This window comes from Streptomyces sp. NBC_00102, from assembly GCF_026343115.1.
Classification (GTDB): domain Bacteria; phylum Actinomycetota; class Actinomycetes; order Streptomycetales; family Streptomycetaceae; genus Streptomyces.
Genome location: NZ_JAPEMC010000005.1, coordinates 82,906 through 108,441 on the forward strand (window position 1 = coordinate 82,906; position 25,536 = coordinate 108,441).

General features: G+C 71.0%; 20 protein-coding genes, 1 pseudogene and 1 riboswitch. Of the genes and pseudogenes, 7 read left to right on the plus strand and 14 right to left on the minus strand.

All coding sequences use genetic code 11. From position 1 onward, the window contains the following. Window positions 1-6: 6 nt before the first annotated feature. A complete protein-coding gene (locus tag OHA55_RS34570) occupies window positions 7-1,458 on the plus strand; it encodes an RICIN domain-containing protein (RefSeq protein WP_266714113.1) in 1,452 nt (483 codons plus the stop codon). A gap of 235 nt (window positions 1,459-1,693) precedes the next feature. Further along, window positions 1,694-3,223, plus strand: coding sequence for a glycoside hydrolase family 43 protein (locus tag OHA55_RS34575; protein WP_266714114.1), 1,530 nt, complete (start codon window positions 1,694-1,696; stop codon window positions 3,221-3,223). A gap of 167 nt (window positions 3,224-3,390) precedes the next feature. On the opposite strand, the gene OHA55_RS34580 is transcribed toward OHA55_RS34575, so the two are convergent. Beyond that, the gene (locus OHA55_RS34580) at window positions 3,391-3,732 is read right to left on the minus strand and encodes a GNAT family N-acetyltransferase (RefSeq protein ID WP_266714274.1); all 342 of its coding nucleotides are present in this window, start codon (window positions 3,730-3,732) and stop codon (window positions 3,391-3,393) included. 21 nt (window positions 3,733-3,753) lie between these two features. Further along, window positions 3,754-4,704 (minus strand): annotated as a pseudogene (locus tag OHA55_RS34585) (pirin family protein); the annotation flags it as partial. Window positions 4,705-4,854: 150 nt separating this feature from the next. On the opposite strand from OHA55_RS34585, the gene OHA55_RS34590 reads away from it, so the two are divergent. Both OHA55_RS34590 and OHA55_RS34595 read left to right on the plus strand, forming a co-directional pair. Continuing rightward, the gene (locus OHA55_RS34590) at window positions 4,855-5,343 is read left to right on the plus strand and encodes a carboxymuconolactone decarboxylase family protein (RefSeq protein WP_266714116.1); all 489 of its coding nucleotides are present in this window, start codon (window positions 4,855-4,857) and stop codon (window positions 5,341-5,343) included. 335 nt (window positions 5,344-5,678) lie between these two features. Next, on the plus strand, window positions 5,679-6,872 hold the full coding sequence (locus OHA55_RS34595; RefSeq protein ID WP_266714118.1) for an undecaprenyl/decaprenyl-phosphate alpha-N-acetylglucosaminyl 1-phosphate transferase: 1,194 nt from the start codon (window positions 5,679-5,681) through the stop codon (window positions 6,870-6,872). Between the two features lie 40 nt (window positions 6,873-6,912). Here the strand turns inward: OHA55_RS34595 and OHA55_RS34600 are convergent, their stop codons facing one another. The 4 genes from OHA55_RS34600 to OHA55_RS34615 form a co-directional block, all read right to left on the minus strand. Next, window positions 6,913-8,427, minus strand: coding sequence for a sodium:solute symporter family protein (locus OHA55_RS34600; protein WP_266714120.1), 1,515 nt, complete (start codon window positions 8,425-8,427; stop codon window positions 6,913-6,915). A gap of 162 nt (window positions 8,428-8,589) precedes the next feature. Then, the gene (locus OHA55_RS34605; protein WP_266714122.1) at window positions 8,590-9,864 is read right to left on the minus strand and encodes a glucarate dehydratase family protein; all 1,275 of its coding nucleotides are present in this window, start codon (window positions 9,862-9,864) and stop codon (window positions 8,590-8,592) included. After that, on the minus strand, window positions 9,864-10,832 hold the full coding sequence (locus OHA55_RS34610; protein ID WP_266714124.1) for a 5-dehydro-4-deoxyglucarate dehydratase: 969 nt from the start codon (window positions 10,830-10,832) through the stop codon (window positions 9,864-9,866). Before OHA55_RS34610 ends, OHA55_RS34605 begins: the two co-directional genes overlap by 1 nt. A 715-nt stretch (window positions 10,833-11,547) precedes the next feature. Further along, window positions 11,548-12,159: a histidine phosphatase family protein gene (locus tag OHA55_RS34615; RefSeq protein ID WP_266714126.1), complete on the minus strand. Its 612-nt coding sequence runs from the start codon at window positions 12,157-12,159 to the stop codon at window positions 11,548-11,550. Window positions 12,160-12,258: 99 nt separating this feature from the next. Then, window positions 12,259-12,404, plus strand: a riboswitch (adenosylcobalamin (AdoCbl) riboswitch). Window positions 12,405-12,407: 3 nt separating this feature from the next. Here OHA55_RS34615 and OHA55_RS34620 point away from each other — a divergent pair. Together OHA55_RS34620 and OHA55_RS34625 are read left to right on the plus strand one after the other, a co-directional pair. Beyond that, window positions 12,408-12,623 carry a CbtB-domain containing protein gene (locus OHA55_RS34620; protein WP_266714128.1) on the plus strand — a complete coding sequence of 72 codons (216 nt, stop codon included), beginning with the start codon at window positions 12,408-12,410 and terminating at the stop codon, window positions 12,621-12,623. Window positions 12,624-12,644: 21 nt separating this feature from the next. Continuing rightward, window positions 12,645-13,418, plus strand: coding sequence for a CbtA family protein (locus tag OHA55_RS34625; protein WP_266714130.1), 774 nt, complete (start codon window positions 12,645-12,647; stop codon window positions 13,416-13,418). An 84-nt stretch (window positions 13,419-13,502) separates the two neighbouring features. On the opposite strand, the gene OHA55_RS34630 is transcribed toward OHA55_RS34625, so the two are convergent. Next, window positions 13,503-13,850, minus strand: a complete 348-nt coding sequence (locus OHA55_RS34630; protein WP_266714132.1) for a tetratricopeptide repeat protein — start codon at window positions 13,848-13,850, stop codon at window positions 13,503-13,505. A gap of 158 nt (window positions 13,851-14,008) precedes the next feature. Here OHA55_RS34630 and OHA55_RS34635 point away from each other — a divergent pair, with 158 nt between their 5' ends. Further along, a complete protein-coding gene (locus tag OHA55_RS34635) occupies window positions 14,009-14,974 on the plus strand; it encodes a pirin family protein (RefSeq protein ID WP_266714134.1) in 966 nt (321 codons plus the stop codon). A gap of 418 nt (window positions 14,975-15,392) precedes the next feature. Here OHA55_RS34635 and OHA55_RS34640 read toward each other — a convergent pair whose 3' ends face one another. From OHA55_RS34640 to OHA55_RS34670, 7 genes are all read right to left on the minus strand, one after another. Next, window positions 15,393-16,640, minus strand: coding sequence for a carbohydrate-binding protein (locus OHA55_RS34640; RefSeq protein WP_266714136.1), 1,248 nt, complete (start codon window positions 16,638-16,640; stop codon window positions 15,393-15,395). Between the two features lie 387 nt (window positions 16,641-17,027). Next, window positions 17,028-18,089: a hypothetical protein gene (locus OHA55_RS34645; protein WP_266714138.1), complete on the minus strand. Its 1,062-nt coding sequence runs from the start codon at window positions 18,087-18,089 to the stop codon at window positions 17,028-17,030. A gap of 51 nt (window positions 18,090-18,140) precedes the next feature. Further along, window positions 18,141-19,433 (minus strand): TRAP transporter large permease subunit, encoded by a 1,293-nt coding sequence (locus OHA55_RS34650; RefSeq protein ID WP_266714140.1) that lies wholly within the window; start codon window positions 19,431-19,433, stop codon window positions 18,141-18,143. A gap of 4 nt (window positions 19,434-19,437) precedes the next feature. Next, a complete protein-coding gene (locus OHA55_RS34655) occupies window positions 19,438-20,058 on the minus strand; it encodes a hypothetical protein (RefSeq protein ID WP_266714142.1) in 621 nt (206 codons plus the stop codon). After that, window positions 20,055-22,184, minus strand: coding sequence for a hydantoinase/oxoprolinase family protein (locus OHA55_RS34660; protein ID WP_266714144.1), 2,130 nt, complete (start codon window positions 22,182-22,184; stop codon window positions 20,055-20,057). Before OHA55_RS34660 ends, OHA55_RS34655 begins: the two co-directional genes overlap by 4 nt. Window positions 22,185-22,384: 200 nt before the next feature. Then, complete coding sequence (locus tag OHA55_RS34665; protein ID WP_266714146.1) at window positions 22,385-23,998, minus strand: FAD-dependent oxidoreductase; 1,614 nt, start codon at window positions 23,996-23,998, stop codon at window positions 22,385-22,387. 86 nt (window positions 23,999-24,084) lie between these two features. Continuing rightward, the gene (locus tag OHA55_RS34670) at window positions 24,085-25,191 is read right to left on the minus strand and encodes a LacI family DNA-binding transcriptional regulator (RefSeq protein ID WP_266714148.1); all 1,107 of its coding nucleotides are present in this window, start codon (window positions 25,189-25,191) and stop codon (window positions 24,085-24,087) included. Window positions 25,192-25,536: the final 345 nt, after the last annotated feature.

A 25,536-nucleotide genomic window follows, 5' to 3' on the forward strand; every position in this document is an offset into this window, starting at 1 on the left:
AAACCCATGTTCAACAGGAGTGGCACCAGGTTCGGTGCGCTGATCGCGGCGTTCGTGCTTGCGGTGGTGGGTCTGGTGGCAGGTGGTGGGGTGTCGCCGGCCGTGGCCGCGACGTTGCCGGCGACGGGCGGGGTGTATCAGCTGGCGGTGACGAAGAGCGGTAAGTGCATCGATGTGCCGGCGGCTTCGGCGGCGAACGGTGCGTTGTTGCAGCAGTGGGGGTGCACCGCTGATTCGGACTGGCAGAACTTCACGCTGGCGTCGGCCGGTTCGGGGACGTACCGGCTGGTGAACGTGCACAGTGGCAAGTGCGTCGATGTGCCGGACTATTCGACGGTGTCGGGGACGCGGTTGCAGCAGTACAGCTGTGCGGGTCAGACGAACCAGGCGTGGACGCTGGTGGCGAGCGGGTCGGGGACGTTCCAGATCGTCAACGTCAACAGTGGTCTCTGCATCAGTGACGAGGGTGCGTCGACCACGAACGGCACCGCGATCATCCAGGAGACCTGCACCGCCAACACCAACAAGCAGTGGGCCTTCAAGCCCGTCACGACCGGGCGTACCTGGTCGGACAAGGCGGACGGCTTCGCCTCTACCGGCGGTGGCACCACGGGCGGCGCGGCCGGTTCCACCGTCACCGTGACCACCTACGCCGACCTGGTCAAGTACGCCACCTCCAGCAGCCCGTACGTCATCAAGGTCGGCGCCGCGATCACGGTCGACCCGTACGGCCATGAGATCCCGGTGACCTCCGACAAGACGATCGTCGGCGTCGGCACCAAGGGTGAGATCGTGCACGGCGGATTCTTCCTGGGCACCGGCGTGCACAACGTCATCATCCGAAACCTCACCATCCGCGACGCGCAGATGACCGACGACGACCCGGACGACAAGGTCTACGACTACGACGGTATCCAGATGGACACGGCCGACCACGTCTGGATCGACCACAACCGCATCGAGCGCATGAACGACGGCCTGATCGACAGCCGCAAGGACACCAGCTACCTCACCATCTCCTGGAACGTCATGGGCACCGAGAACAAGGCCCTCGGCATCGGCTGGACCGACAACGTCACCGCCCGGATGACCATCCACCACAACTGGATCCACGACACCAACCAGCGCAACCCCAGCATCGACAACGTGGCCCTCGCCCACCTCTACGACAACTACCTCCAGAACGTCACCTCCTACGGCAACCTCTCCCGGGGGGCTTCGAAGACCGTCATCGAGAACAGCTACTTCGAGAACGTCGCCAACCCCTTCAACATCGACACCTCGGCGGCGTCCCTGACCCAGTCGGGCAGCATCATGGTCAACTGCACCGGCAAGCAGGTGACGGCCGGCACGACCTTCACCCCGAGCAGTTACTACGCGTACACCCTGGACCCGGCGAAGGACGTGCCCGCGCTGCTCAAGGAGTACGCCGGACCGCAGAGCACGATCGGCGGCTGACCCCGCACCGACCCGCGGGGCGCGCTCCCGCCGGTCCCGGTGAAGACGTGCCCGCCGCGGTCACCGCCGCGACGGGCACGTCCTCGTCGCCCCTCCGGTCCGGCGGGGTGGCCCGATCACCGGCCGGGCGAGGGACTGGGGCACCATGCAGGAGCGACACCCGCACGTCCGCACCCCACGACCAGGCAGGACGCGCACCACGGCCCGACCGGCACGGCCCGACCCGAGGATGAACATGGCGTACTTCGACAACCCCGTCATACCCGGCTTCAGCCCGGACCCGAGCATCTGCCGCGCGGGCGAGGACTACTACGTGGCCACCTCCAGCTTCGAGTACGTACCGGGCGTGCCGCTGTGGCACAGCCGCGACCTCACGCACTGGCGGCTGATCGGACACGCCCTGGGCCGCCCCGGACAGCTGGAGCTTTCCCCCACCGCGCCCTCTTCCTCCGGCGTGTACGCCCCCACCCTGCGTCACCACGAGGGACGGTTCTGGATGATCACGACCGTGGTCGGCGGCGCCGGCACCCTGCTGGTGACCGCCGACGATCCGGCCGGGCCCTGGTCGGACCCCGTCCCCGTCGCGATACCCGGCATCGACCCCGACCTGGCCTGGGACGAGGAGGGCGACTGCTGGTGCCTCTTCTCGCACGACGGGATCAAGGGCGTGCGCATCGACCCGAACTCGGGTGAACTGCTGGGCGATCCGGTGGAGATGTGGTCGGGCACCGGACTGCAGTACCCCGAGGGGCCGCACCTGTACCGGATCGGCGACTGGTGGTACCTGCTGCTCTCCGAAGGCGGTACGGAACGCGGGCACGCCCTCTCGGTGGCCCGGTCCCGCACGCTGACAGGGCCGTTCGAGTCGCACCCCGACAACCCCGTGCTGTCGCACCGCAGTACGGACCATCCGGTGCAGAACACCGGCCACGGCGACCTCGTGCAGGCCCACGACGGCAGCTGGTGGATGGTGCTCCTCGGCACCCGCCCCCGGGGTGACACCCCAGGCTTCCACGGCATGGGACGGGAGACCTTCCTCGCACCGGTGCGCTGGGAGGACGGGTGGCCGCTGCCGGGACCCGTGGAACTCCACGCCCAGGGGCCCGAGTTGACCCCGCACCCGTGGGCCGGGGAGCCCCGGCGTGACGACTTCGACGCCCCCGTCCTCGCTCCCCGGTGGGTGACCCTGCGCCGCCAGGACCCTGACGCCGTCGACCTCGGCACGAGGCCCGGGCACGTCGTACTGAACTCCCGCGCGGACGGCCTGGACCGGCCCGGCGCCGTGTTCGTCGGGCAGCGCCAGCGCGATCCGGAATGCGTCGCGCGCACCAGGATCGACGCCGCCGACGGCGGCCGCGGCGGACTCGCCGTACGGCTCGACGAGGCGCACCACTACCAGATCGAGCGGGAGGGCGACACCGTGCGCGCGGTCGCCCGGATCGGCCCGCTGCGCCAGTCCGTCGCCGAACGAACGGTGCCTGCAGGGCCGTTGACGCTACGCATCGACGTGACCACCGCCGACCTCCTGCCGCCCACCGTCACCGACCGACGTGCGGATCCGGCGGGCGCCGGTCTCCGCATCGGGGCCCCCGACGCCCTGCGGCTCGGATACGAGACGGAGGAGGGCGAGTTCGAGATCCTCGCCGAACTGGACGGCCGCTACCTCACCACCGAGGTCGCCGGCGGATTCACCGGCAGGGTCCTCGGCATGTACGCGACCCGGGGCAGCGCGGCCTTCGACTGGTTCGAGCTGCGCCCCGCCTGACGGATCGCCCGCGGGCCGGCTGCTCGTCCTGACGGCCGGCCCACCGCGATGTGCCGCTTCGGGACACCGGGGTGGGCCGGCAAGGTCGCTGCGGGCCTCACCGGCCTTCCGGGCCTCACCGGATCCCGCGGTCGGTGCGCGTCGGTGTACGAGCGACGAGCGCCGTCTCAGCGCGAGCGGGCCGCCTCCAGCCACTCCAGGACCTCCGGGGTGACCGGGTCGGTGATGTCGGCGAACTCCGTGTGCTTGGTGAGGAACTTCGCCACGTAGGGGCAGACCGGCACGATCCGCTTCCCCGAGGCCCGTACGTCGTTGAGCGCCTGCTCCACGAGGACGGACGCCAGACCCTGGCCGGCGAACGCGTCGTCGACCTCGGTGTGGAAGAAGACGCGCTGGTCGTCGCGGTCGCGGTAGGCGGTCAGTCCCGCGCGGACGCCGTCGACGTGGATCTCGTAGCGGTGCCTGGCGTCGACGCGCTGGACGCTCGGAGTGGCGGCGGGCTGGCTCATGGAGTGCCTTTCGGTGAGGGGCGGGTTGCCTCGCGGTGCGAGGGCGGCGTTCGGCAGGGCGGGGGCAGGGATGCGGTCGCCGGGATAGCCGTCCACGTGGCCGAAGCGGCTCGACCCCGCCTCCCACGCCTCGCGTGCCTCGACGATGTCCTGGTGGCTGCGGCCGACGAAGTTCCACCACATGACGATCTTCTCTTCGAACGGCGTTCCGCCCACGAGTACCGCCCGGGCGGGAACGTCCGATTCGTTGGTCAGGGTCATCGTGCGGTGCCCCGGACCGGCATAACCCAACTCGGCCGGACCGAGGAGGGTTTCGCCCAGACGGATGCTCCCCTGGTCCACGAGCAGACCATGCTCGAACGCGGAGTCCGTGTCCAGGGTGACGGTCGTGCGGGGTTCGACGACCAGTTCGGCACCGAGCAGGGGAGTGAACGTCGGTACGGGGGAGGTGTCCCCGGCCAGCGACCCGAGGAACACCCTGATGACGGCACCGTCGACGCGCACCGCGCCCGGCGCGTGGTGGCGGAAATCACGCTCGGCGAGCCGGTGTTCCTCCGGAAGCGCCACCCACAGCTGGACCCCGTGCAGGATCGTGGTGCCCGGAGTGGAGACCTCGGTGTGGCTGATCCCCAGCCCGCCGGTCATGAGGTTGAGCTCCCCCGGGCGAACGAACGCGTGGCTGCCCAGGCTGTCGCGGTGCTCGATCTCCCCGCTGAAGAGCCAGCTGACCGTCTGCAGGCCGGTGTGCGGATGGGGTGCCACGTCCATCCCGCCGGTCTCGGCGACGTCGTCGGGACCGTAGTGGTCGATGAAGCACCAGGCGCCTATGAAGGTGCGGGCCCGCTGCGGCAGGGTGCGCCGGACCGTCATGGCCCGGGGACCGCCGAGGGGTACGTCCCGGGGGGTGAGTACCTCCACCCCGGCGGGCTCGGCCGGAGCACCGTGCGCTCCGGATTCCTGGGGCCCTGCGATCCGGTCGGGGCCGGTGCCGCCGGTTCCCGGCGTCCCGCCCCCACCAAAGGTGCTTTCATGTTCAACGATCATGCGTGAAATAGTAAGCCGCCACCCGTCCGGGCGTGCGGAGTGTTGGAGGGGCGAAGCGCCCCGGTTGAGGAGACACGGGTGAACGGCACCGAGGCTGCCCACGGCGAGCGCCGGATCTACATCGACAAGCAGAGCCCGAAGTCCTATCACGCCATGGTCGCGGCCTCCGACGCGGTCCGCGTCGGCGCGGAGGAAGCGGGGCTGAGCCGCACCCTGGTGGAGCTGGTCAATCTCCGGGTCTCCCAGATCAACGGATGCGCCTTCTGTCTGGACGTGCACACCCGTGCCGCGCTCCGTGCGGGCGACACCGCCCGACGGCTGGGGGTGCTGGCGGCCTGGCGCGACACCGAGGTGTTCACCGCGCGGGAACGCGCGGCCCTCGCCCTGGCGGAAGCGACGACCCACCCCGCCGACGCCGCGCTCCAGGAGAACTCCTACGCCCTGGCGCGGGAAACCCTCTCCGACGACGAGATCGCGGCAGTGATCTGGGTGGCCGTCACCATCAACGCCTTCAACCGGGTCTCCATCATGAGCAAGCACCCGGTGCGCGCCCTGCCGGGGCAGTGAGGTGATCCGGCGGAGGCTTCTCCGGGTCCCGGCCGTCCCGGCGGCGCCGCCTCCGGGACGCCGGCTTCCGCACGGCACGCGTCACCGGTTTTCGAGCGGCCGTCCGTAGCCGTCCCGCCCGGCGTCCGCCTGTTCGGTTTTCCTCGAACTCCAATCAAAACGCCCCTCTGCGTGTTATTTGGGGCATATCCCGACATGTGCACCTTAGGTTGTGGAACGACTCCACTCGGGTGGCGCGGTGCGCCGACCCGGTAACGCGATCCGAAGGTGCCGTGCGGGACAGTCCCGTCCGGCGCAGGACGCCACGGGGCCAGGAACGAGGAAAGGCAGAGCAGGTGAACGTGGTCGGCGTCATCATCTCCGGGGCTGTCGCGCTGGTGATCACCGTGGCACTCACCGCGGTCGTCCGCGGACTAGCCCCGGTCATCGCGGCGAAGGGCGGCCGCCGGGGGCCCCGGCGGACCGTCGGTACGGGCGTCGCGGTCGTCATGGCGACCACCGGCGTCATGCTCGCCGCGCCCCGGCTGGGCCTTCCGGAGCCCGGATCCGGCGTACGCATCCTGCTCGCCGCCTCCGCCGCTGTCGCGGTGCTCGGACTGGTGAAGGAGCTGCGCCCGGTCGGCGCCCGCATCGAACTCGTCCTCCACACCGTGCTGGCGGCACTCGTCGCGGCGTTCTCCGGACTCTCCCCGGTGGCGGCGGTGTCCGGGACCGTACTCATGGTGGTCCTCACCCACGCGCTCCAACTGCTGGAAGGAGCCGACGGTACGGCGGCCGGAGTGACCGTCGTCCTCGCCGCCGGACTGCTCACCTGCGCCGCGGCCGACCACCACCCCGGAACCGTGCTGCTGCTCGCCGTAGTGGCCGCCTCCGTGTCCGGCGTCCTGCCGTACAACTGGCCCCCCGCACGCGTCTTCTACGGCTCGTGCGGCTCGCGCTACACGGGCTTCCTCCTCGCCGGCGCCGTCCTGCTGCTGCTCGCAGGCGCACCGTCCGGCAGCGCCGCGTGGGTCTCGGTACCGGCGCTGATGACGGTGGCCCTCGCCGACCTGATCCTCGTCCTGCTGTCCCGACGGAAGGCGGGCCGCCCCCTCCTGGCGCCCGCTCAGGACCACGCAGTCCACCGCCTGCGCCGCCTGCGCCTGACGCCCCGGGGAGCGGCCGTCACCCTGATCCTCGCCACCGCGGCCTGCGCCGCCACCGGCACGCTGATCCACACCGACGTGCTCCACCCGGCGGTCGGCCTCGCGCTGCCCGCGGCCGTCGGTGTCGCGGTCTTCGCCCTGCTGCGCGTACCGGTGTACTCCCCGCCCCCGCCCCGGACCGGCATCCGCCGCACGTCCGACGGCGCTTCCGCGGAGCCCGCGGCCTTCGCGGCCGCTTCCTCGACGCGGCACGCCGCCATGGTTCCCGGCCCCACGCAGCAGGGCGCCCCCGGCCAGAAGCCGGGGGCGCCCGCACCGCACATCGCCGCCACCAGGAAGCCGTCCGAAGGCCGCCCCGCGGACTTCGCCGGAGACCGGCGCTGACGTACCTGGGGCCGGCGAATCCCGCGCCGGTGGACCGGGGTCAGACCTGCTCGGCCACCGGGTGCGCGGAGGCGTCGGCGGAACCGGGCTCCGGCCCGGAGAGGGCCGCGACCACGGCGTCGGCCTCCGCGTCCGGTTCCGGCAGCAGCAGGCCCAGCGCGGTGTAGACGACGAGCGAGGTCACCAGCGGGGTGACGATCACCGTGGTCTGGGAGGCGCCGTCCAGGCCGTACTTGACGAAGAAGTACCCGGCCAGGCCCAGCGCCCAGGACGCGAGGGCGGCCCGCGACCCGCAGCGGCGGAACGCCGGCAGCAGCCCGAGCAGCATCGGGATGGAGATCGGTCCCATCACGGCGGCGACCATGCCGACGATGATCCCGAGGACCCCGCCGAAGTGGTCGGCCTCGATGGCCACGACCATGGAGACCGCGATGAAGGCGACCGTGACCACCCGCGCCGTCAGCAGGGTCCGCTCGTTCCCCGCGTTCCGGAAACCGGGCACGAGCGCGGGCAGGATGTCGCGGGTGACCACGGACGAGATGGCGTTGGCGTCTGAGGAGGCCATGGCCATGGTGTGGGAGAACATCCCCGCCAGCGTCAGACCGACCAGGCCCACGGGCAGGTAGGACTGCGCCATCAGCGCGTAGGTCTGCTGAGGGTCGCTGATGTGGGGCATGAGCACCGGCGCGGCGACGGCGGGCAGCAGCAGCACCGCCGGCCAGACGAGGTACAGGGCCGCCGACAGCCCGGCCGAACGCCGGGCCGATTCGGGGGAGTCGGTGGCCATGTAGCGCTGGGCCAGGTTCCACATGCCGCCGTTGTACTCGAAGAGCTTCACCACCACGTACGCGGTGAGGAAGCCGGCGGTGTAGGGCCCTACCAGCGGATCGGTGTGTCCGGCCGGGAGCCGGTGCCACAGGGTGCCCAGCCCTGATATGCCGCCCAGGTGGTCGAGCACCACCCACATCATCGAGATGGCCGCCACCCCCTGGATGACGAACTGCCCGAACTCGGTCAGGGCGTCCGCCCACAGACCGCCGACGGTGCAGTAGAGAAGAGTGACGACGCCGGTCAGCAGGATGCCCTGGGTCATCGACATCCCGGTGAAGACCGCCAGGAGGATCGCCACCGACGCCCACTTGGCGGCCACGTCGAAGACCTTCAGCAGGGTGCCGCTCCACGCCAGCGCCTGCTGGGTGGGGACGTTGTAGCGGCGGGCGAGGTACTCCAGCGGGGACGCCACCTTGTAGTGCTGCCGCAGCCGGTTCCACCGGGGCGCGAAGAGCCAGGCGCCCAGACCGGTACCCACGGCGAGTGGCAGGAACGCCCAGACGTAGACGGTGATTCCGTAGTCGTAGGCGACCGCCGCGTACGCGACGAACACGGCGGCGCTGTAACCGGACATGTGGTGCGAGATGCCGGTCAGCCACCAGGGCATCCTGCCGCCGCCGGTGAAGTAGTCGGAGACGTCGCTGACGCGCCGGTGCGACCACACGCCGATGAGCAGCATCACCAGGAAGTAGCCGCCGACGGCGACCCAGTCGAGCCAATGCATGGGCATACCTTCTTGTTGACGGGACGGGACCCGGACCGTCGCAGACGGTCCCGTCACCGGATCGGACGTGTCACCAGGACGGGTTCGTCACCGGGGAAAGGGGAACGGGGGTGCCGGTCCCGGGCGCACGGGCGCCGTACCGGTACCCGCGTCCGCCCCGCGTCACCAGCGTGGCGACTTGTTCTCGTACGACGGATCGATCCGTCGCATGTAGCCGGTGTCGTCCCTGTTGCGCAGGCCGCAGCGCAGGTACTGCTCGTGCAGCCTGGCCAGCGCGTCGCGGTCCAGCTCCACGCCCAGGCCGGGCGTACGGGGGACGGTGACGGATCCGGCGCGGAAGGCGAGCACCCCGGGGACGATCACGTCCTCCGCCGGGTCCTTCCACGGCCAGTGGGTGTCGCAGGCGTAGGAGAGGTTCTCCGTCGCTCCGGCCAGATGGGTCATCGCGGCGAGGCTGATGCCGAGATGGGAGTTGGAGTGCATGGACAGGCCCATGCCGAAGGTGTCGCAGATCCCGGCCAGCAGCTTCGAGCGTTCGAGGCCGCCCCAGTAGTGGTGGTCGGAGAGCACCACCTGCACCGCGTCCGACCGTACCGCGGAGGGCAGTTCGTCGAAGGCGACCACGCACATGTTGGTGGCGAGCGGCATCGCGGCCTCGCGGGCGACGCGGGCCATTCCCTCCTGCCCCGGCGTCGGGTCCTCCAGGTACTCCAGCACGCCTTCCAGATCGCGGGCGACCTTGAGCGAAGTCTCCACGGTCCAGGCGGCGTTGGGGTCCAGCCGCAGCGGAGTGGTGGGGAAGGCCTCCCGCAGCGCCAGCACCGCCTCGACCTCCTGCTCGGGCGGCATGACCCCGCCCTTGAGTTTGATGGCGGTGAATCCGTACTCGCCCACCGTGCGACGGGCCTGCGCCACGATTCCTTCGGCGTCCAGGGCGGGGCCCCAGCCGTCGGGCTCGTGCCCCGGGTGCGCGTCCCACTTGTAGAACAGGTAGGCACTGAAGGGAACTCGATCGCGTACGACACCGCCGAGCAGATCGCTGACAGGGCGGCCCGTGGCCCGGCCCCGGATGTCCAGGCAGGCCACCTCGAAGGGGGAGAAGACCCGGTCCGCCGTACTGCTGGTGGTGATCATGCCCGTCAGGCCGTGGCCGTCGCTGCCGCAGTCGGTACCGATCACCTCGGCGATCCTCCGCCGCATCGGGCCGGTGGAGTGGACGTCCATGCCGGTGATCGCGTCGGCCGCCGCACGCAGCCGACGCAGATGGCCTTCGTCGGCGTAGGTCTCGCCCAGCCCGGACACGCCCTGGTCGGTGTGGACTTCGACGACCGCGCGCAGCGCGTACGGCTCGTGGACACCCACCGCGTTGAGGAGTGCCGGGTCCTTGAACGCGACGGGGGTGATCTCGATTCCGGTGATCCGCAGTTCGTCGCTCATCACAGCACCTCCAGGGCACCGGTGCCGACTCCGGTACCCGCCTCGGCGTTCGCTTCGGCTTCGGCCGCCAGCGCCCGGCCCCGCTGGACGATCCCTTCCAGTTCCAGCAGGTGCTCCGGCGTGGGATCGGTCAGCGGCGGGCGTACGCCACCTACGTCGAGTCCCCCTTGCCGGACCGCAGCCTTGACCAGCGCGACCGAGTAACCGGGTACCCGGTCACGCAGTTCGATGAGCGGATGGAAGAAGCCGCCCAGCAGCCGCTGGACGGTGGCGTCGTCGCCCGAGGTGACGGCCCGGTGGAAGGCGAGGGCGATCTCCGGGGCGAAGCAGAACACGGCGGAGGAGTACAACTCGACACCGATGCCGCGGTAGGCGGGTACGGTGCCCTCCGCGGTAGGCATCCCGTTGAAGAACTGGAACTCCTTGCCCGCGCCCTCCACGTCGGCGCGGACGGCGGTCACGATCCGGGACATCAGGTCCAGATCTCCGGTGCCGTCCTTGAACCCCACCACCTGGGGCATCCGGGCCACTTCGAGGGCCGAGGCCACGTCGAACCGGGCGGTGCCCCGCTGGTAGACGATCACGGGCAGCGAAGTGGCCCCCACCACTTGGCGCACATAGGCGACCAGCCCGGCGGGCTCCCCCGCCACCAGGTACGGCGGCATCAGCAGCAATCCGTCCGCCCCGGCTTCCTCCGCCGCGCGGGCGTACTGCCGGGCCAGTGGCAGCGAGCCACCCGCGCCGGCCAAGACCGGCACCCGGCCGTCCGCCGCCTTCACGGCGGTGCCGACCGCGGAGGCGAACTCCTCCACCCCGAGCGCGTGGAATTCCCCGGTGCCGCAGGCGACGAATACCCCGCCCGCCCCGGCGTGGACACCGCTCCGCACGTGTTCCGCGAGCTTCGCGGTGTCCACCGAATCGTCCGGGGCGAACGGAGTGACGGGGAAGAACAGAACACCCTCTAGCACGGGAGCACCTTTTCAAGTTCACGTACATGAACAATGGTCAATATGGCGAATCGCTGCACGGAAAGTAGGCGCCATGAGTTGTCGGGGTCAAGGGGTGTGCGCGGGCCGGCTTCAGGCGACGGGGTGTGAGACGGGCTGCCTTCCATGGGCGGGGGAGGTCGATTCGACCGCTAGATCGAGGCTCGGGAACCGGGCACCGCATGACTGGGAGAAGGGCCCGTAAAGCCCCTTTGAACTGGCATGATGCCGCGAAGGGGCCGGTGGGTGACGTCAGTGGCCGCGTGCGGGTGACCTCCCTCGCGCCTTTGCGGTGAAGGGCTGTCCGGGAGTGGATTTCCGAAATTGTTTCGGTTGCGGTCAGAGGCGTGGGGCGGTACCGGGATGCCGGGCAGTCGCGGGAAAGCTCGTCGTTCGTTCCGGCTGCGGTCCGGCTGTTCCGCCGGTTGACTCTCGTGGGTCGTCGGGTTCGTGCTGCCTGATGCACGCGGAATGAGTGGTGCGGACGGAAGGGGGTGGTACCCGGAGGGGCGTGACGGTCGAGTCGCGAGAACGGGACGGCGTGGAAAGGGCTGCATGAGGGGTGATGCGGATAGGTGAAAAGAAAAGGGTGATGCGGAAAAGGCCGTACGGAATCGGGGATACGCCGAGGGGACTGCGCGGAGGGTGTGTACGGAAGGCGGCGGGATCCGCGACAGACGTGCGCACACCGCCGGGGTCAGGCCGAGGGCTCCCCGTGGCCCGGTGGCATCGCGCCCAGCGAGAGGTTCCAGCGGCCGGAGCGTCCGGTGAGGGTGGTGAAGGAGAGCGGTGCCACGTCGAGGCGCCAGAACGCCTCCGGAGGGAGACGCACCGCGTGCACGACCGCCGCGCGGACGACCGAGGGTTCGGCGACCGCGATCATCCGCCCGCCCGCCTCACCGGCACCGACGACTCCGGTCAGGGAGTCCAGCCAGCCGCCCACGCGCCCGATCAGCGCGAGCATTGACTCCCCGCCGTGCGGCGTCGCGGCGGGGTCACCCAGCCAGTCCGCGATCCCGTCCGGTTCGGCCGCCGCCACGTCCGACAACCGGCGCCCCCGCCAGCGCCCCATCTCCCAGTCCCGCAGCCGAGGTTCGGCGGTCACCGGAAGGCCGAGCGCCCGCGCCGTACACAGGCAGCGCTCCGAGGGACCCGACAGGTGGAGTCCGGCGCAGGGGACCGCCGAGGCGGCGGCGCGGGCCCGGCGTTCGCCCGCGTCGTCGATCGGGCCCTCACCGTCGCCGGCGAACCTGGCCTCGCGCAGCGCGGGATTCAGCGCCGGTGAGACGAACGTCACCCGCAGGGTCATCCCCGAAGTCTCCTTCTTCCTCAACATCCCCACCTTTGATGCGAGTTGGGGATCGGGTGGCGCACCGCACCGTGGCGGCGCCCGAACACAGGCGCTATGGTCTGACCAGCATGACGACGGCGCAACGGAAGTCCGGTGAGAATCCGGCACGGTCGCGCCACTGTGAACCCGTACTGCGGGAAGTCAGACCCAGCACCGTCGTCTCAGGCACCACGATCGGGACGCGTGTTCCCTCAGGAGGTTCTGCCATGGCACATGTTGCCGCACCCGCAACCGACATGCCCGCCGTCACTCCCCTATCGCTGAAGGCGATTGCCCCGTGGGCGGTCTTCTTCGGCATCCTCATGCTCGTCCTGCTCTACTTCGTCGGCGCCGAGCAGGGAGCCACCTCGCTCATCTCCGGCGAGGCCGTTCACGAGTGGGTCCACGACGGCCGTCACCTTCTCGGTTTCCCCTGCCACTAGACCCCGGGGAACCGAACTCTCATGAACTCCATATCAGTCCGAGCGCTCCTGGTCCGCGGCATGCTCGCGGGCTTTCTCGCGGGCGTCGCGGCACTTCTCGTCGCCTACTTCCTCGGTGAGTCCAGGGTGGACGCGTCCATCGCCCTGGAAGAGGCCCACAGCCACGACCATCACGGCGGCGAGGAACTCGTCAGCCGGACGATGCAGGCCACCGGCGGTCTCGCCACCGGCGTCCTCGTCTTCGGCGTCGCCGTCGGCGGCATCGCGGCACTCGTCTTCTGCTACGCCCTCGGCCGTATCGGGAGCTTCGGCCCCCGGGCCACCGCGGCCCTGGTCGCGGGGGCGGCGCTGCTGACCGTCTACCTCGTACCGTTCCTGAAGTACCCGGCCAACCCGCCGGCCGTCGGCAACCCGGACACCATCGGGCAACGTACGGGGCTCTTCTTCCTCATGGTGGCGCTCAGCGTGCTGCTCGCCGTCGCCGCCGTCATCGGCGGGAGGAGGCTCGCACCGCGCCTCGGCAACTGGAACGCGACCATCGCCGCGTCCGCGGGCTACGTCCTGCTGATCGGCCTCGCGTACGTGTTCCTGCCGTCGTTCGACGAGGTGGGCGCGGACTTCCCGGCGACCCTGCTCTGGGAATTCCGGCTCTCCACCCTCGCGGTCCAGGCCACCCTCTGGGTGAGCTTCGGCCTGATCTTCGGTGCCCTCACCGAGCGCCTGCTGCTCCCGTCGCGGGTACGGGGCGCGACCTCCCGGGAAGGCGCTCCCCGGCCTGCCGGGGCAGTGGGCTGACCCGGACAGTGCCCTGTGTGCGGCCGGAGAGCCACTCCGGCCGCACACTCTCTCCAGGGGGGTGTCCGGCGTGGACCGAGAGCCTCAGCCGGTGGGGAAGTCGCCGTTCAGAGCGGCGGCCATCCGCAGGTGCGGAGCGGCCTCCTCGCGCCGGCCCTGGCGCTCCAGCGTGCGTCCGAGGAGCAGCCGCGCGTAATCCTCGACCGGGTCGCGCTCCAGGACCACCCGCAACTCCGCTTCCGCCTTGCCGAGCCGCGCGGAGTGGTAGTAGGCACGGGCCAGAAGCAGCCGCGGGGCGACCTGCTCGGGAACCTCGTCCACGAGACCGCGGAGAATGCGCGCCGCGGTCAGGTATTCCTTCGCGTCGAAGAACATCTGCGCGCGGTTCCAGCGGTCGGCGGCGGTGCCGAACTCGTAGTAGGTCTCGTCCATGTGCTTCCTCCTCTGCCGCCGGCGGGGCGGCCGTCCAAGGCCTCCCGCCCGTGTGCTCGCGACAACATACCTCGGTGGTTGAAAATTCCACCAAATTGGGGAAGTGGCGGCTGCGTCCGAGGGCCCCCGCCCGGCCGGAGCGCAATAGGTTGACCACCATGAGCAACCTCGATCGCCAGGCCACCCTGTCCGTCTGCGGAGGGCGGGGCTTCGTCGTCGCCGAACCGGTACGTGAACTCCTCACCCCGCGCCGCGTACGGCTGGGGGAGTCCACCGAAGTCCGCAGGCTGCTGCCCAACCTCGGCCGCCGCATGATCGGCGCCTGGGCCTTCGTCGACCACTACGGCCCCGACGACATCGCGGACGAGCCCGGCATGCAGGTACCACCCCACCCGCACATGGGACTGCAGACCGTGAGCTGGCTCCACGAGGGCGAGGTGCTGCACCGCGACAGCCTGGGAAGCCTGAGCACCGTACGCCCGAGGGAACTCGGACTGATGACCTCGGGCCGGGCCATCAGCCACTCCGAGGAGAGCCCGAAGGGCCACGCCCGGCTTCTGCACGGCGCTCAGCTCTGGGTGGCCCTCCCGGAGGCCCACCGCAATGTCGAACCCCACTTCCAGCACCACACCGACCTCCCCACGGCGACGGCCCCCGGGCTCACCGCCACGGTGATCCTCGGCGAACTCGACGGAGCGCGGTCGCCCGGTACCGCCTTCACCCCGATCGTCGGCGCGGACCTCACCCTCTCCGCCGGCGCCGAGACCCGCCTGCCGCTCGACCCGGACTTCGAGTACGCCGTCCTGTCGATGTCGGGCGAGGCCCACGTCGACGGGGTGCCCGTACTCCCCGGATCGATGCTCTACCTCGGCTGCGGCCGCACCGAACTGCCCCTGCGCGCGGGTTCCGACGCCGGACTCATGCTCCTCGGCGGCGAGCCGTTCGCGGAGGAGATCGTCATGTGGTGGAACTTCATCGGCCGGTCCGGTGACGAGATCGCACAGGCGCGAAACGACTGGGAGAAGGGTTCGCGGTTCGGCGAAGTACACGGCTACGACGGTGCCCGCCTGCCTGCCCCGGAACTGCCCATCACACCGCTCAAGCCGCGCGGGCGCGTGCGCTGACTTGGGGAAACCTATGGCTGGGCGGTCCGTGCTCCCACTGGCGGCCACCGTGCTGAGGCACTCGCCTCGCACCCTGTTCCGTGCTCGGGCTCAGGCGGCAAGGCCCTCGAGGATACGCAGGAGATGCTGGACTTCTGCGCCCGGAACGGGATCGTGCCGGAGGTCGAGGTCGTCACGGCCGACGGGATCGACGCGGTGTACGGCCGTGCCGGCCGCCCACGGAGCGACGGGACTCGGAAAGGTCCCGCCTCGGCCGACGAAGGCGGACGGAACGGAAACAGACCACCGTCGGGGAGGCTCCTCCGTGAACGAACGAGGGCGTTCGCGGAGAAGCCTCAGGTCCGCCCGGCAGGGGGTGACGTCTACGTCGAGGTCCTGCTCCGCACGTCCCTGCGGGCCGGCCGTCACCGAGGCCGGGTCAGCAGGTGCCGAGGTCCTGCCAGGCACCCCATTCACCGGTGGTGCCGGGCGTCTCGTTCTGCGTCCACCACTTGGCCTTCCAGGTGTGGCCTCCGTACGAGACGGTGTTGCCGGCGGTGTAGACGGCGCCGCTGCTCCACGCCGCCGCGGCGCAGCCGCCACCCGTCGGGGGAGTGGTGGCAGGAGTGGTGGGGGGCGTGGTCGTCGGTGTGGTCGTCGGCGGGGTGACTCCGGCGAACTTCACCGAGTACTTGGCGAAGTCCCAGTTCGACTGGGCCACGCTGCTGCACGTACCGGATGTCGTGCCGTTGTTGTCGGGCGGGGTGCACTGGCGGTCGCGGTTGAGGGACCAGAACGTGAAGCGGTCCATGTGGTGGCTGGTCGCGTAGTCCAGAACCGTCTGGAAGTCGGCCTGAGTGAAGTACTCGCCGGTGTCGCTGCGGCCGTTCATCCCGGAGAATCCCTGGTGCGCGTAGGCGGTCGCCGCGTCCCAGCCGAAGGTGGACTGCAGGATGGAGTTGAAGTTCGTCAGGGCGCTCGTCTGCGCGGCCGCGCCGTTGAACCCGCCGTCGAAGGGCATGATCGAGAAGTTGTTCGGCGTGAAGCCCTGCGCCTTGGCCTCGTTGAGCATCTGCTTGCCGAACCAGCCGGTTCCGTCGGCCGTTCCCGCGGTGGTGACCGAGACGTAGAGTCCCGGGTTGTTCTGCTGGAGAATCTTGGCCGCGCCGATCTCATGGGCGATGGCGGTCGCGTTCTCGTACTCCGGCTCCTCCAGGTCGAAGTCGATGGCCTTCAACTGGTACTTCGTGATGACCTGCTGGTAGGCGGCCGCGGTGGACGCCGCGTCGGAACAGGCCTGGCCGAGCTTGGTTCCCCCGTACCCGCCGATGGAGACCGACACGTCGCCGCCCTTGGCGCGGATCGCGCTGACGACCGACCCCACCGCGGTGTCCGACGAGACCGGTGACGTCCCGTCCCACGTCGGACTGCAACCGCCCCCGTTGGGAGCGAGGACGAACGCCAGCTGGAACGCCTTGAGCCCGGTGGCGTCCATGATGGCGCCCGCGTCCGGCGGGTTGTTGTCGTGCGGCATCAGGTAGGGCGCGGCGGCGTACCACCGGTTGCTGAGGGCGGCGTTGGCGGCGGCGGACGCACCCGAAGCCTGCTGCGCGGTGAACGCCGCGAGTCCGGCGGTGGCCAGTGCCGCGGTCGCGGCACCGCAGAGCAGAGCGCGAAGACGCTTCATGGAGACTCCTGTCGGGAAAGGTGTCGCCAGAATCGAGTGATGACGCATGCACGTCAATGATTTGGCCTAGACCATTGCCCTCTTTTGAAGTTTGAAGATTGCCCCTGGTGGCCCGGGCTCCGCGCTTGCGAACTCCAGGGGTCATGAAAAGAAGCCCCGTTCCTGGTGACCAGGAACGGGGCTGGTGGAGCGCTGGGCAGGCCTTGCACCTGCATTTCCCCGCGGGAAGCGGGGCGTCTTTCCTTGGACGACCAACGCGCGGGCACCGTACCGCCGGAGCGGACCGCGCCTTCAAGATCAACTATAGCCCGGATCCGCCGGAGTTCCAACCACCCGATGGAGACGCGTGCCGCCGGCACGGCGGCACGCGTCTCCATCGGGTGTGCGTCAGCCGCGCGCGAGGGCGATCGAACCCTGGAGCCGCTCGCCCGCCTCGTAGATCATGTACGGCACGCCGTGGTCGGTCCCGAAGCTCGGTGAGGCGCTGCGGCCGTTCTCGGGTGCCGCGGTGCCCGAGTCGTAGAAGACGCCGAGGTGGTCGCGGCGGCCGAAGTCGTTGCCGACCTCGGTGATCATCAGATTGCCGCCGCTCTCCTTGTCGGTGTTGTAGACGACGTACGTGCTCCCGTTCCGGCTCAGCAGGTGCGGGCCGCCGACGTTGACCGCGCCGACGTCGGTGTGGCGTACGAGCGGCTGCTGGTCGAAGGTCCAGTCCCGGCCGTCCTTCGACCAGCCCCAGGCGATGTCGCGGTGGTTGGACTGGTTGTTGAGCATGAAGAGCATCACGTAGCGCGCACCGCGCGCGGGCAGGTCGTGCCGGAAGACGCGGGCGTACGAGGTCTCGGTGCTGCCCGTCGGCATCATCGCGGTGGTGAGCACCACCTTGTCGTAGGTGAAGGTGATGCCGTCCTTGGAACGGGCGAGCCGGGTCGTGCTGTTCTCGCCGTGGAAGTAGAGCCAGAGTTCCTTGACGTCCTCGTTCCAGAGGACGTGCGGGGAGGCGACGTGGCTGACCTTGTAGTGCGGCTGCCAGTCGTTGGGGACGATCGGGTTGGCCGGGTACTCGGTGAACGGGCCTTCCAGCGAGTCGCCGTAGGCCAGGCAGATCCCGCCGGGGGCGTCGTGCGGACCGTAGTAGAGGTAGTAACGGCCCAGCGGACTCGACAGCTTGTCGTAGACCCCCCTGATGCACGGGAAGATGATCTCGCCCGTCGGGTTGTACTTCAGCCGGGAGGGCGTCAGAAGCGTCCTCACGTAACGGTAGTCGGGGAATCCTCCGGGTGCCGCCGCGGCGGCGCTCCCGGTGGCGGCGCCGGTGGCGATCATTCCGGCGGCCCCGGCGGCCCCGGCGACCGCGCCCCGCAGGAAGATCCTCCTGGTCGGCCGCAGCGCCTCCGAAAAGGCGGGCTGCGGGTCCGGCCGGCGTGCCTCGTGCTCGTGCTGTGTCATGTCGTGCTCCGTCCCGTGGAGTGAGAGATCACAGATGGCCGATGTGGGGGATCACAGGTAACCGGCGGCGGTGACACAGAATCCGCCCAGGGCGACGGCCCAGACGTACGGCAGGGTCCGCAGCATCACCTGCTGCGGTGTCACCCCGGCGTACTGCGCGCTCCAGACGGTCTGCGTGCTGGTGGGGTCCGACACCCCGAAGACCTGGTTGTACGAGGTGGCGAGGCCCAGCACCGCCACGGCCGGGTAGATGCCGGCGGCGATGAGGACACCGGCGATGCCCGCGCCGAGGCCGTAGACGTTGAGCGGGCCCCGGTACAGACAGAGCGGTACGAGCAGGGTGAACACCAGCACGAAGAGCACCGGGTTCTGCGGGCTGACGGCCTTGACCAGCGGCTCCAGGGAGTCGACCGCGCCGGGCAGCTTCACCGCGGCGAGCAGGATGCCGATGGCGACGAACAGCACGATCGGCGCCGCCGCGACCTCGAACGCGCCGTACAGCGTCCTCAGCAGCCGCTTGTTCATCTCGCGTGGCGGGGTGGTGGTGACCAGCGCGTACAGGACACCGGCCAGCATCGAGGGCAGGATCGCGACCTCGAAGCCGAGGGCGAGGACCAGGGGGACGACCGGGGTGAGCAGCGCGTACCAGGGCGCGTCGCCCAGCTGCTCGCGCCGCGAGGAGGACTTCGCGGAGGGCTTGGCCGAGGCCGACTTGAGCGACCAGGCGTGCTCCACGCCCCTTCGCCGCGTCTCGATGAGGACGAAGAGGACGGCGGCGGCGAGCGCGAAGGGGAACAGCTTCAGCATGAAGCCGCGCACCGTGTCGACGGGCAGTTCGAGCGCGGTGGAGAAGAACTGCCAGATGGGCAGCTCGAAGGGCATGCCCGCGGCGATGCCCATCAGGATCGTGCCGGCCGCGGTGACCTTGGGGATGCCCACGGCGATCATGGCGGGGATGCCGATGATGCCGGCGAGCATCGCCGCGGGGGCCGAACCGGTGACCGTGCCGACGAGGGTGGAGACCGCGAGCACGCCGAGAGCGACCACGACCGGCCGGTCCCCGCCGAACTCGACGATCTTGCGGACGAGGGTGCCCGCGATGCCGGTCTCGTCCAGCAGCTTGCCCAGCCAGGACCCGAGCAGAATCGCGATCATCGTGGCGGCGAGCATCGGCGCGCCGCCCTGGACGACCGTGTCCAGCACACTGTTCTCGCCGGACAGCGGGGCGCCGGCGACGAAGGCGATGACGACGCCCAGGACGACCAGCGCGAAGGCGGTGGGCAGTCTGCGGGTGAGCATCGCGGCGACACCGGCCGCCATGACAAGAAGGATGACGACGCCCATGGCGTTACTTCTCTCTTCCGTGCGGGGATCCGTGGTGCGGCTCGGCCGCGGTGGCCAGGGCGGCCGTCAGCAGGAGTGGGCTGCGTCCCAGGCCGCAGGCGGCACGGGCGTGGGCATGGGCGGCGATCTCGTCGGCGCCCGCGACATGGCCGTACAGGCGGTGGCGTCCCGCACGCAGGACGACGTGGTCCAGAGCCAGCTTCAGCTCCTTCTTCGCCGTGCCGTGGTGGAGCCGCTCGTGCACCGCCTCGTGGGCGATCGCCGCCGCCCGGACCGAGCCGGCCGGGTACCAGTGGCGCCAGCCGAGGAGCTCGGTCAGCTCCTCGGCGAGGGCGAGGGTGTCGGTGAAGAGCTCGACGGTCGGGACCGGCCGGGAGGTGTAGCGCGCGAGGAGCCCCCTGGCCAGCCCGCCGTCGCTCTCCACGACACGGGCCGTGGAGGCGGCGGGCTCCAGCGCAGAGCCGAACGCGTCGGCCCTGCGCGCCCAGCGGCGCAGCAGCTCCGGATCGCGGTTCTCGTGCGTGGGGGTGTTCGTGAGCAGCCGTACGCCGAACTCGACGTCGTCCCGATCCGCGAGCGCCCCGATCGCCGCGAGGGCGGCCCGGTCGAGCAGAGCGGCCGTCACGACCGTGACTCCACGACCGCGACGACCGTCTCGTCCGCGGCGCGGGAACGCAGTTCGCTGCGGGCGAGCGCCAGCAGCGGCTGCGGGTCGAGCACACCGGAGAGGTCGGCTATCCGCGAGCCCAGCAGGAGCCGCAGCGCCGGGGCGCGGACACCGCCGTCGCCGTACGAGGTGGCCTCCCTCACCAGGCCGGCGAGAACCTCGGGCGCCCGCCCGACGGTGGTGGTCTCGACCCGGGCGTCCGGCGCGTGGAGCCGTACGACGCCGTCCGCGTCGACGACCCGCACCGGGTGGCGGTCCGGGCGGAACCTGCGGTGCACCTCGGTGCCGTACACGGTGTGGGCGGCCGTCCCCGCGAGCACCCGCACCGACGCCGGGTCGGCCCTGAGGCTGTCGGCTGCGGCGCGCAGCCGGTCCGCCTCGTCGGCCCGGTGGGCGCGGTCCTGGGTACGCAGTTCGGTGGCGCCGGTCGCGACGGCCCGCACGGTGCTGGTCTGCGGATCGACGGTGACCTCCACCTCCACCCCGTCGGCGGCGGCCCCCTGGGCGACGACGGCGGCCTCCGCCTCGGCGCGCACGGCGAGGATCTGCTCCTGCCCGGCGCCCGGAACGATGCGCTCGACCTGCTCGCGGATGAGGGCGAGGGCGACGCCGATCGGGCTGATCACCTCGTTGTGCCGGGCGATCCTGCCCTCCTGACCCGTGACGGCCGCGAGATGGGGAGTGACGGAAGCCGCCCCGCCGCCTCCGCCGACGAGCACCGCGGTGTCCCTGTCCAGGCGGTAGTCGCGCATCATCGCGTCCACCACGGACCTCACCCGCTCGGTGCCCGCGTCCAGGACGCTCGCCGCCGCCGTGGCGACGTCGGTACCGAGCAGCGCGGCCAGCGGCGCGATCGCCGCCTCGGCCACCGCCGGGTCGCACCGCGCGAAGTCCCCCTCGGGCACCCGGCCCAGGGCATTGGCGGCGCAGGTCATGGTGAGGGCGAAACGGCCTCCGGCCGCGTCGATCACCACATGGTCCGCCGCGTCGTCGGCCATCGGACGGATCAGGGTGACCTTCGCTCCGGCCAGGTCCTCGGGGCTCGCGAAACAGGCGTACGGGAGCCCCGCGATGTGCGCGCTGCGCGGCCCGACGCCGGTGACCTTGCCGCCCGACACACGGACCATCGAACCGCCGCCGACTCCGACGGTCCGGACGTCGAGCGCCGACAGGTACGACGTCCTGCCGAGGATCGTGGCGTGCCGGACGGCGACCTTGCCGCGCCGCACCACGCTGATGTCCGTGGACGTACCGCCGGTCTCCAGGAACAGGCCCTCGCTCACGCGCTCCTGCATGAGCGCGCCGGCCACGCCCGCCGCCGGACCGGAGAGCACGGTCAGCAGAGGTCTGCGCCGCATTTCGTCCAGCGACATCACACCGCCGTCGCACCGCATCACCATCAGGGGCGCGTTCACGCCCGCCTTGGTGATGGAGGCGTCGACGAGATCGGCCGTGGCGAGCATGCGCGGCAGGATCGCGGCGTTGACCACGGCGGTCCGGGTCCGCTTGTGCAGCCCGTACAGCGAGGTGATGTCGTGCGCGGCGGTCGTCGGGAGCCCCCGCTCCCCGGCCGCGGCGGCGACGGCGTCCTCGCCATCGGGGCGGTCGACGCTGAACGGCTGGCTGGCGACGACCACTTCGGCGCCCTCGCGGACGAGCGCGTCCAGGGCGGCGCCCACGGCGGACGCGTCGTCCGGGTCGGCCACGTGCCCGTAGACGAGCGGAAGCCGCTTGCCCGCGGTGAGTTCCAGCTTGCGGAAGGCGGCCAGCCTGCGCGTGAGGGTGGCGCTCGGACCCGCGCCGATGCCGATCAGCCCGACGGTGGCGACGTCGCCCTCCAACAGGGCGTTGGTAGCCTGTGTCGTGCCGTGGGCGAGGAAGCTCACGTCCTCGGGGGTATGACCGGTCTGTTCGAGCAGGCGGTCGAGAGCCTCCACGATGCCGTGGGCGACACCGTCCTCATGATGGTGGCTGGTGGGAACCTTCACCTGCCCCAGAAGATCCAGGGTCGTGGCATCGACGGCCACGGCGTCGGTGAAGGTTCCGCCCACGTCGATGCCGACGCGGATGCGATGGGTGTTCATGGCTGGGCACCTCCTTGTGCGAATGGCAGGGCGAGGGCGGCAGGGCCGGTCGCCGGAAGGCGGCCGGCCCGTGGGCCGGGCGGGTACAGGTGGAGCTGCGCCCGCCCGGCGTTCCGCGGCACCCCGGGGGCCGTGCGGTGGAGCGGTGGTCCGATCGACGGGCGGTCCACGCCGCGCGTCGGGCGGATCGATCGGGTCGGTCAGTAGCCCCGTACGTCGGGCCAGTGGCGCTGCACGCCTTCGCGGTCCAGCAGCCCGGCGAACTCGTCGAACCGCTTGCTCTCGGCCTGGACCTGGTGCGGCTCGACACCCTCGGCGACGCAGTGCGCGGCCAGCGCGCCCGCCACCTCGCCGATGTTCCATTCCACCGGGTGGAGCCGGTAGCAGCCGTTGGTGATGTGCGTGGTGCCGATGTTCTTGCCGGCGGGCAGCAGATTGCGGACCCGGCGCGGGATCAGCGCGCCGAGCGGGATCTCGAAGGGCACCGAGCCGATGTCGATGTAGTTGTCGCCACCGGTCGAAGGGTGCAGGTCGATGCGGTAGTTGCCGACGCCGACGGAGTCCGGGTACCGGGTGCCGCCGTACGGGCCGACGAGGTCGATCGAGACGTCGTGCTCCGTGACGGTGGTGACCGCCTTGATCCGGCGCGACTCGCGTACGTACGGGGCCTTGGCGAGGCCGTCGGACGTGCCGGTCACGTCCGGGCGCAGCCGCAGACCCGGGAACCCCCGGCCGCCGTCCGCGCGCGGTGCCTCGGTCTGCAGCCAGTACAGGACCGACAGGGAGAGCTGGCGGGCCTCGGCCAGCGCGGCGGCCGACGTCTCCTCGCCGCCACCGATCAGCGGCTTCAACCAGTAGTCGTTCAAAGGCCAGTTGACCAGGGTGATGTCGGAGTCGAAGGCGCCGGGCCGGTGGAGCTTACGGGCCAGGATCCGGCGGAAGCCGAAGAGCTCCTTGTCGCCCGCGTCCGCGGACTGGTCCGCGCTGACGTCGAGCGGATCGAGCTCCGGGTTGGGGACGAAGGTGCGCGGAACCGCCTCGAGGCTGCGGGGATCGGGAGCGAGGAAACCGAGCAGCGGTCCCGGCCAGAAGTCCGGCCGGTACGTGCGCCAGAACTCGTAGTCGGCCGGCCGCTCGATGGTGTGGTCCTCGCCCTCGTGGTGGGAGAGCGCGAAACACACCGTGATGCCCTGCTGGTTGAGGGGCTGGGCCTCCTCGGCGGCGTGCGGTTCACCGAACTCGCTCCGGGCCTCCGCGCCGGTCACGTGCTCGACCCCGGCCAGTTCGAGCAGTTCCCCCGTCTCGGTGGCGTCGACGACGTACCGGGCGCCGATCGTGCGACGGCCACCGCCGCGCAGGTCGGACAGGGTGACGGACCGTACGGTGTCGTCGCCGCCCGCCTCGGCGGCGACCGGCCGGTGCTCGGTCAGGAGGGTCAGCCGTCCGGAGGAGCGGTGCGGCGCGAGCATCGCCTCCAGGACCGCGAGGGCGACGCGCGGCTCGTGGCACAGCTTGCTGACACGGCCAGCCCCCGGGTTGAGGGCGGTGAGGGCCAGCGCCTCGGAACGCAGGGGATACCACCGGCGGTAGTGGTCCCGGATGGACTCACGCAGGGTGCGGTACGAGGCGGTGGTCCCGAACTCCTCGACCCACGGGTGCTCGTCGGGCGGGACCGCCTGCGAGGTGAGCTGGCCGCCGATCCAGTCCGTCTCCTCGGTGAGGACGACGGTGCGCCCCGCCCGGCAGGCGGCGAGGGCGGCGGCGACGCCGCCCAGACCGGCGCCCACGATGAGGATGTCGGGTTCGGATATCACGGTTCTCCTTGAAGTGCTGTGCGTGCGTGGGGTGGTGGTTCGCTGTCCGCGCGTCGGGTCTTCGGGGGCGCCTGTCCGCCGGGCCGTCAGCGGTGTCCGGCGCCGGGCGCCGGGCCCGAGGTCGTGCCGGGCCGGAAGGTGCAGGCCACGAGAGGCTCGGTCGTCTCCTCTCCGGCCACCAGGGCGGCGAGCATGCGTACGGCTGCCGCGCCCAACTGCGGCCGGGGGATGTCGAATCCCGTGGGGGACGGGCCGTCCGCCAGGTCCGGCGGCGGGCTGCCGAGCAGGGCGAGCGAGGCGTCGCGCGGCGCGTCGATCCCGAGGGACCGCGCGGTGTCGCGGAGGGCCAGCCACGCGTCTGCCGTGTCGGTCTCCTCCGCGACGAACGCGGTCACGCCGTCGGCCAGCCAGCCGCGCATCCGCTCCGCGGTGAGCTCGCGCCGCGGGTCGGGGGAGCGGAAGACGGCTCCGGGGCCGCCGGGCAGACCCGCTTCCTCCAGCCCCTTGAGGAAGCCGTGCTCGCGGTCGGTGGAGGCGGGGGCCTCGTCGTCCTCCCGCACGAGCACGATCCGCCGGTGTCCGAGGGCGGCGAGGTGCGCGACGACCTCCTGGGCCGCGCTGACGTAGTCGGCGCCGACCCAGGCGAGCCCTTCGAGTTCGTCCCTGCGGCCCAGGTGGACCACGGGGAAGCCGTCGGCGACCAGCCGCCCCAACTCGTCGGCGGGCGCGTGGCGTCCGAGGAACAGACAGCCGTCGGCGAGCCGTACCCGATTGAGCGCGTGGGGTCCGGCGGCCCCGGCGCCGCCCGTGCTGGACCCGGTGAAGAGCACCAGGTCGTAGCCACGGGCCGCGGCCTCCTGCTCGACGCCGACCAGGAACGGGTAGTACGAGTGCTGCACGTCGGTCGGGAAGGTGGACGTGAAGCTGAAGACCCCGAGCAGATTGTTGCGTGCGGCCGCGAGCCGGCTGGCCGCCGGATCGGGGACGTAACCGAGGGTGCGCACCGCGTCGAGGACCTTTTGCCGGGTCTCCTCCGAGATCGTGACGCCCTGCTTGCGCGCCCCGAGCACCAGCGAGACCGTCGCCTGCGAGACCCCTGCCAGCCGGGCCACCTCGGCCTGTCTCGGCCGGGACGTACGACCCGTGGGTGCGGGTGTCCGGCCCGGCCGGGCCCGCTTCCTGGGTTCTTCCACCGTGTTCCTCCGGATCACTAATGCGTATTACTAATGCGCATTAGCGAGTACTGTGAACCCCGTCGACGTTGCGGTCAATGCTTTGCGCAAGACTTCTTTCAGCCCTTCCGCGGCGGAGCGATCAGGTGCCTCCGGCCCCGGGACGCGCCATGTCGTGGCGACGGGTCCGGACCCCTGGGGGTGCGCCCGGCGCTTCGGGGCGGCCGGCTGTCGTCGGCGAACTCCCTTTCGCGGATCGGCGGGTGGCCCCGGACCGCGTCGCGGCCGAGGCGCCGCGCGGGTGCGCCCGGCTCCGCTCCTCCGCGATCGACGGGGCCCGATGCGGTACTAGATTCCACATACATG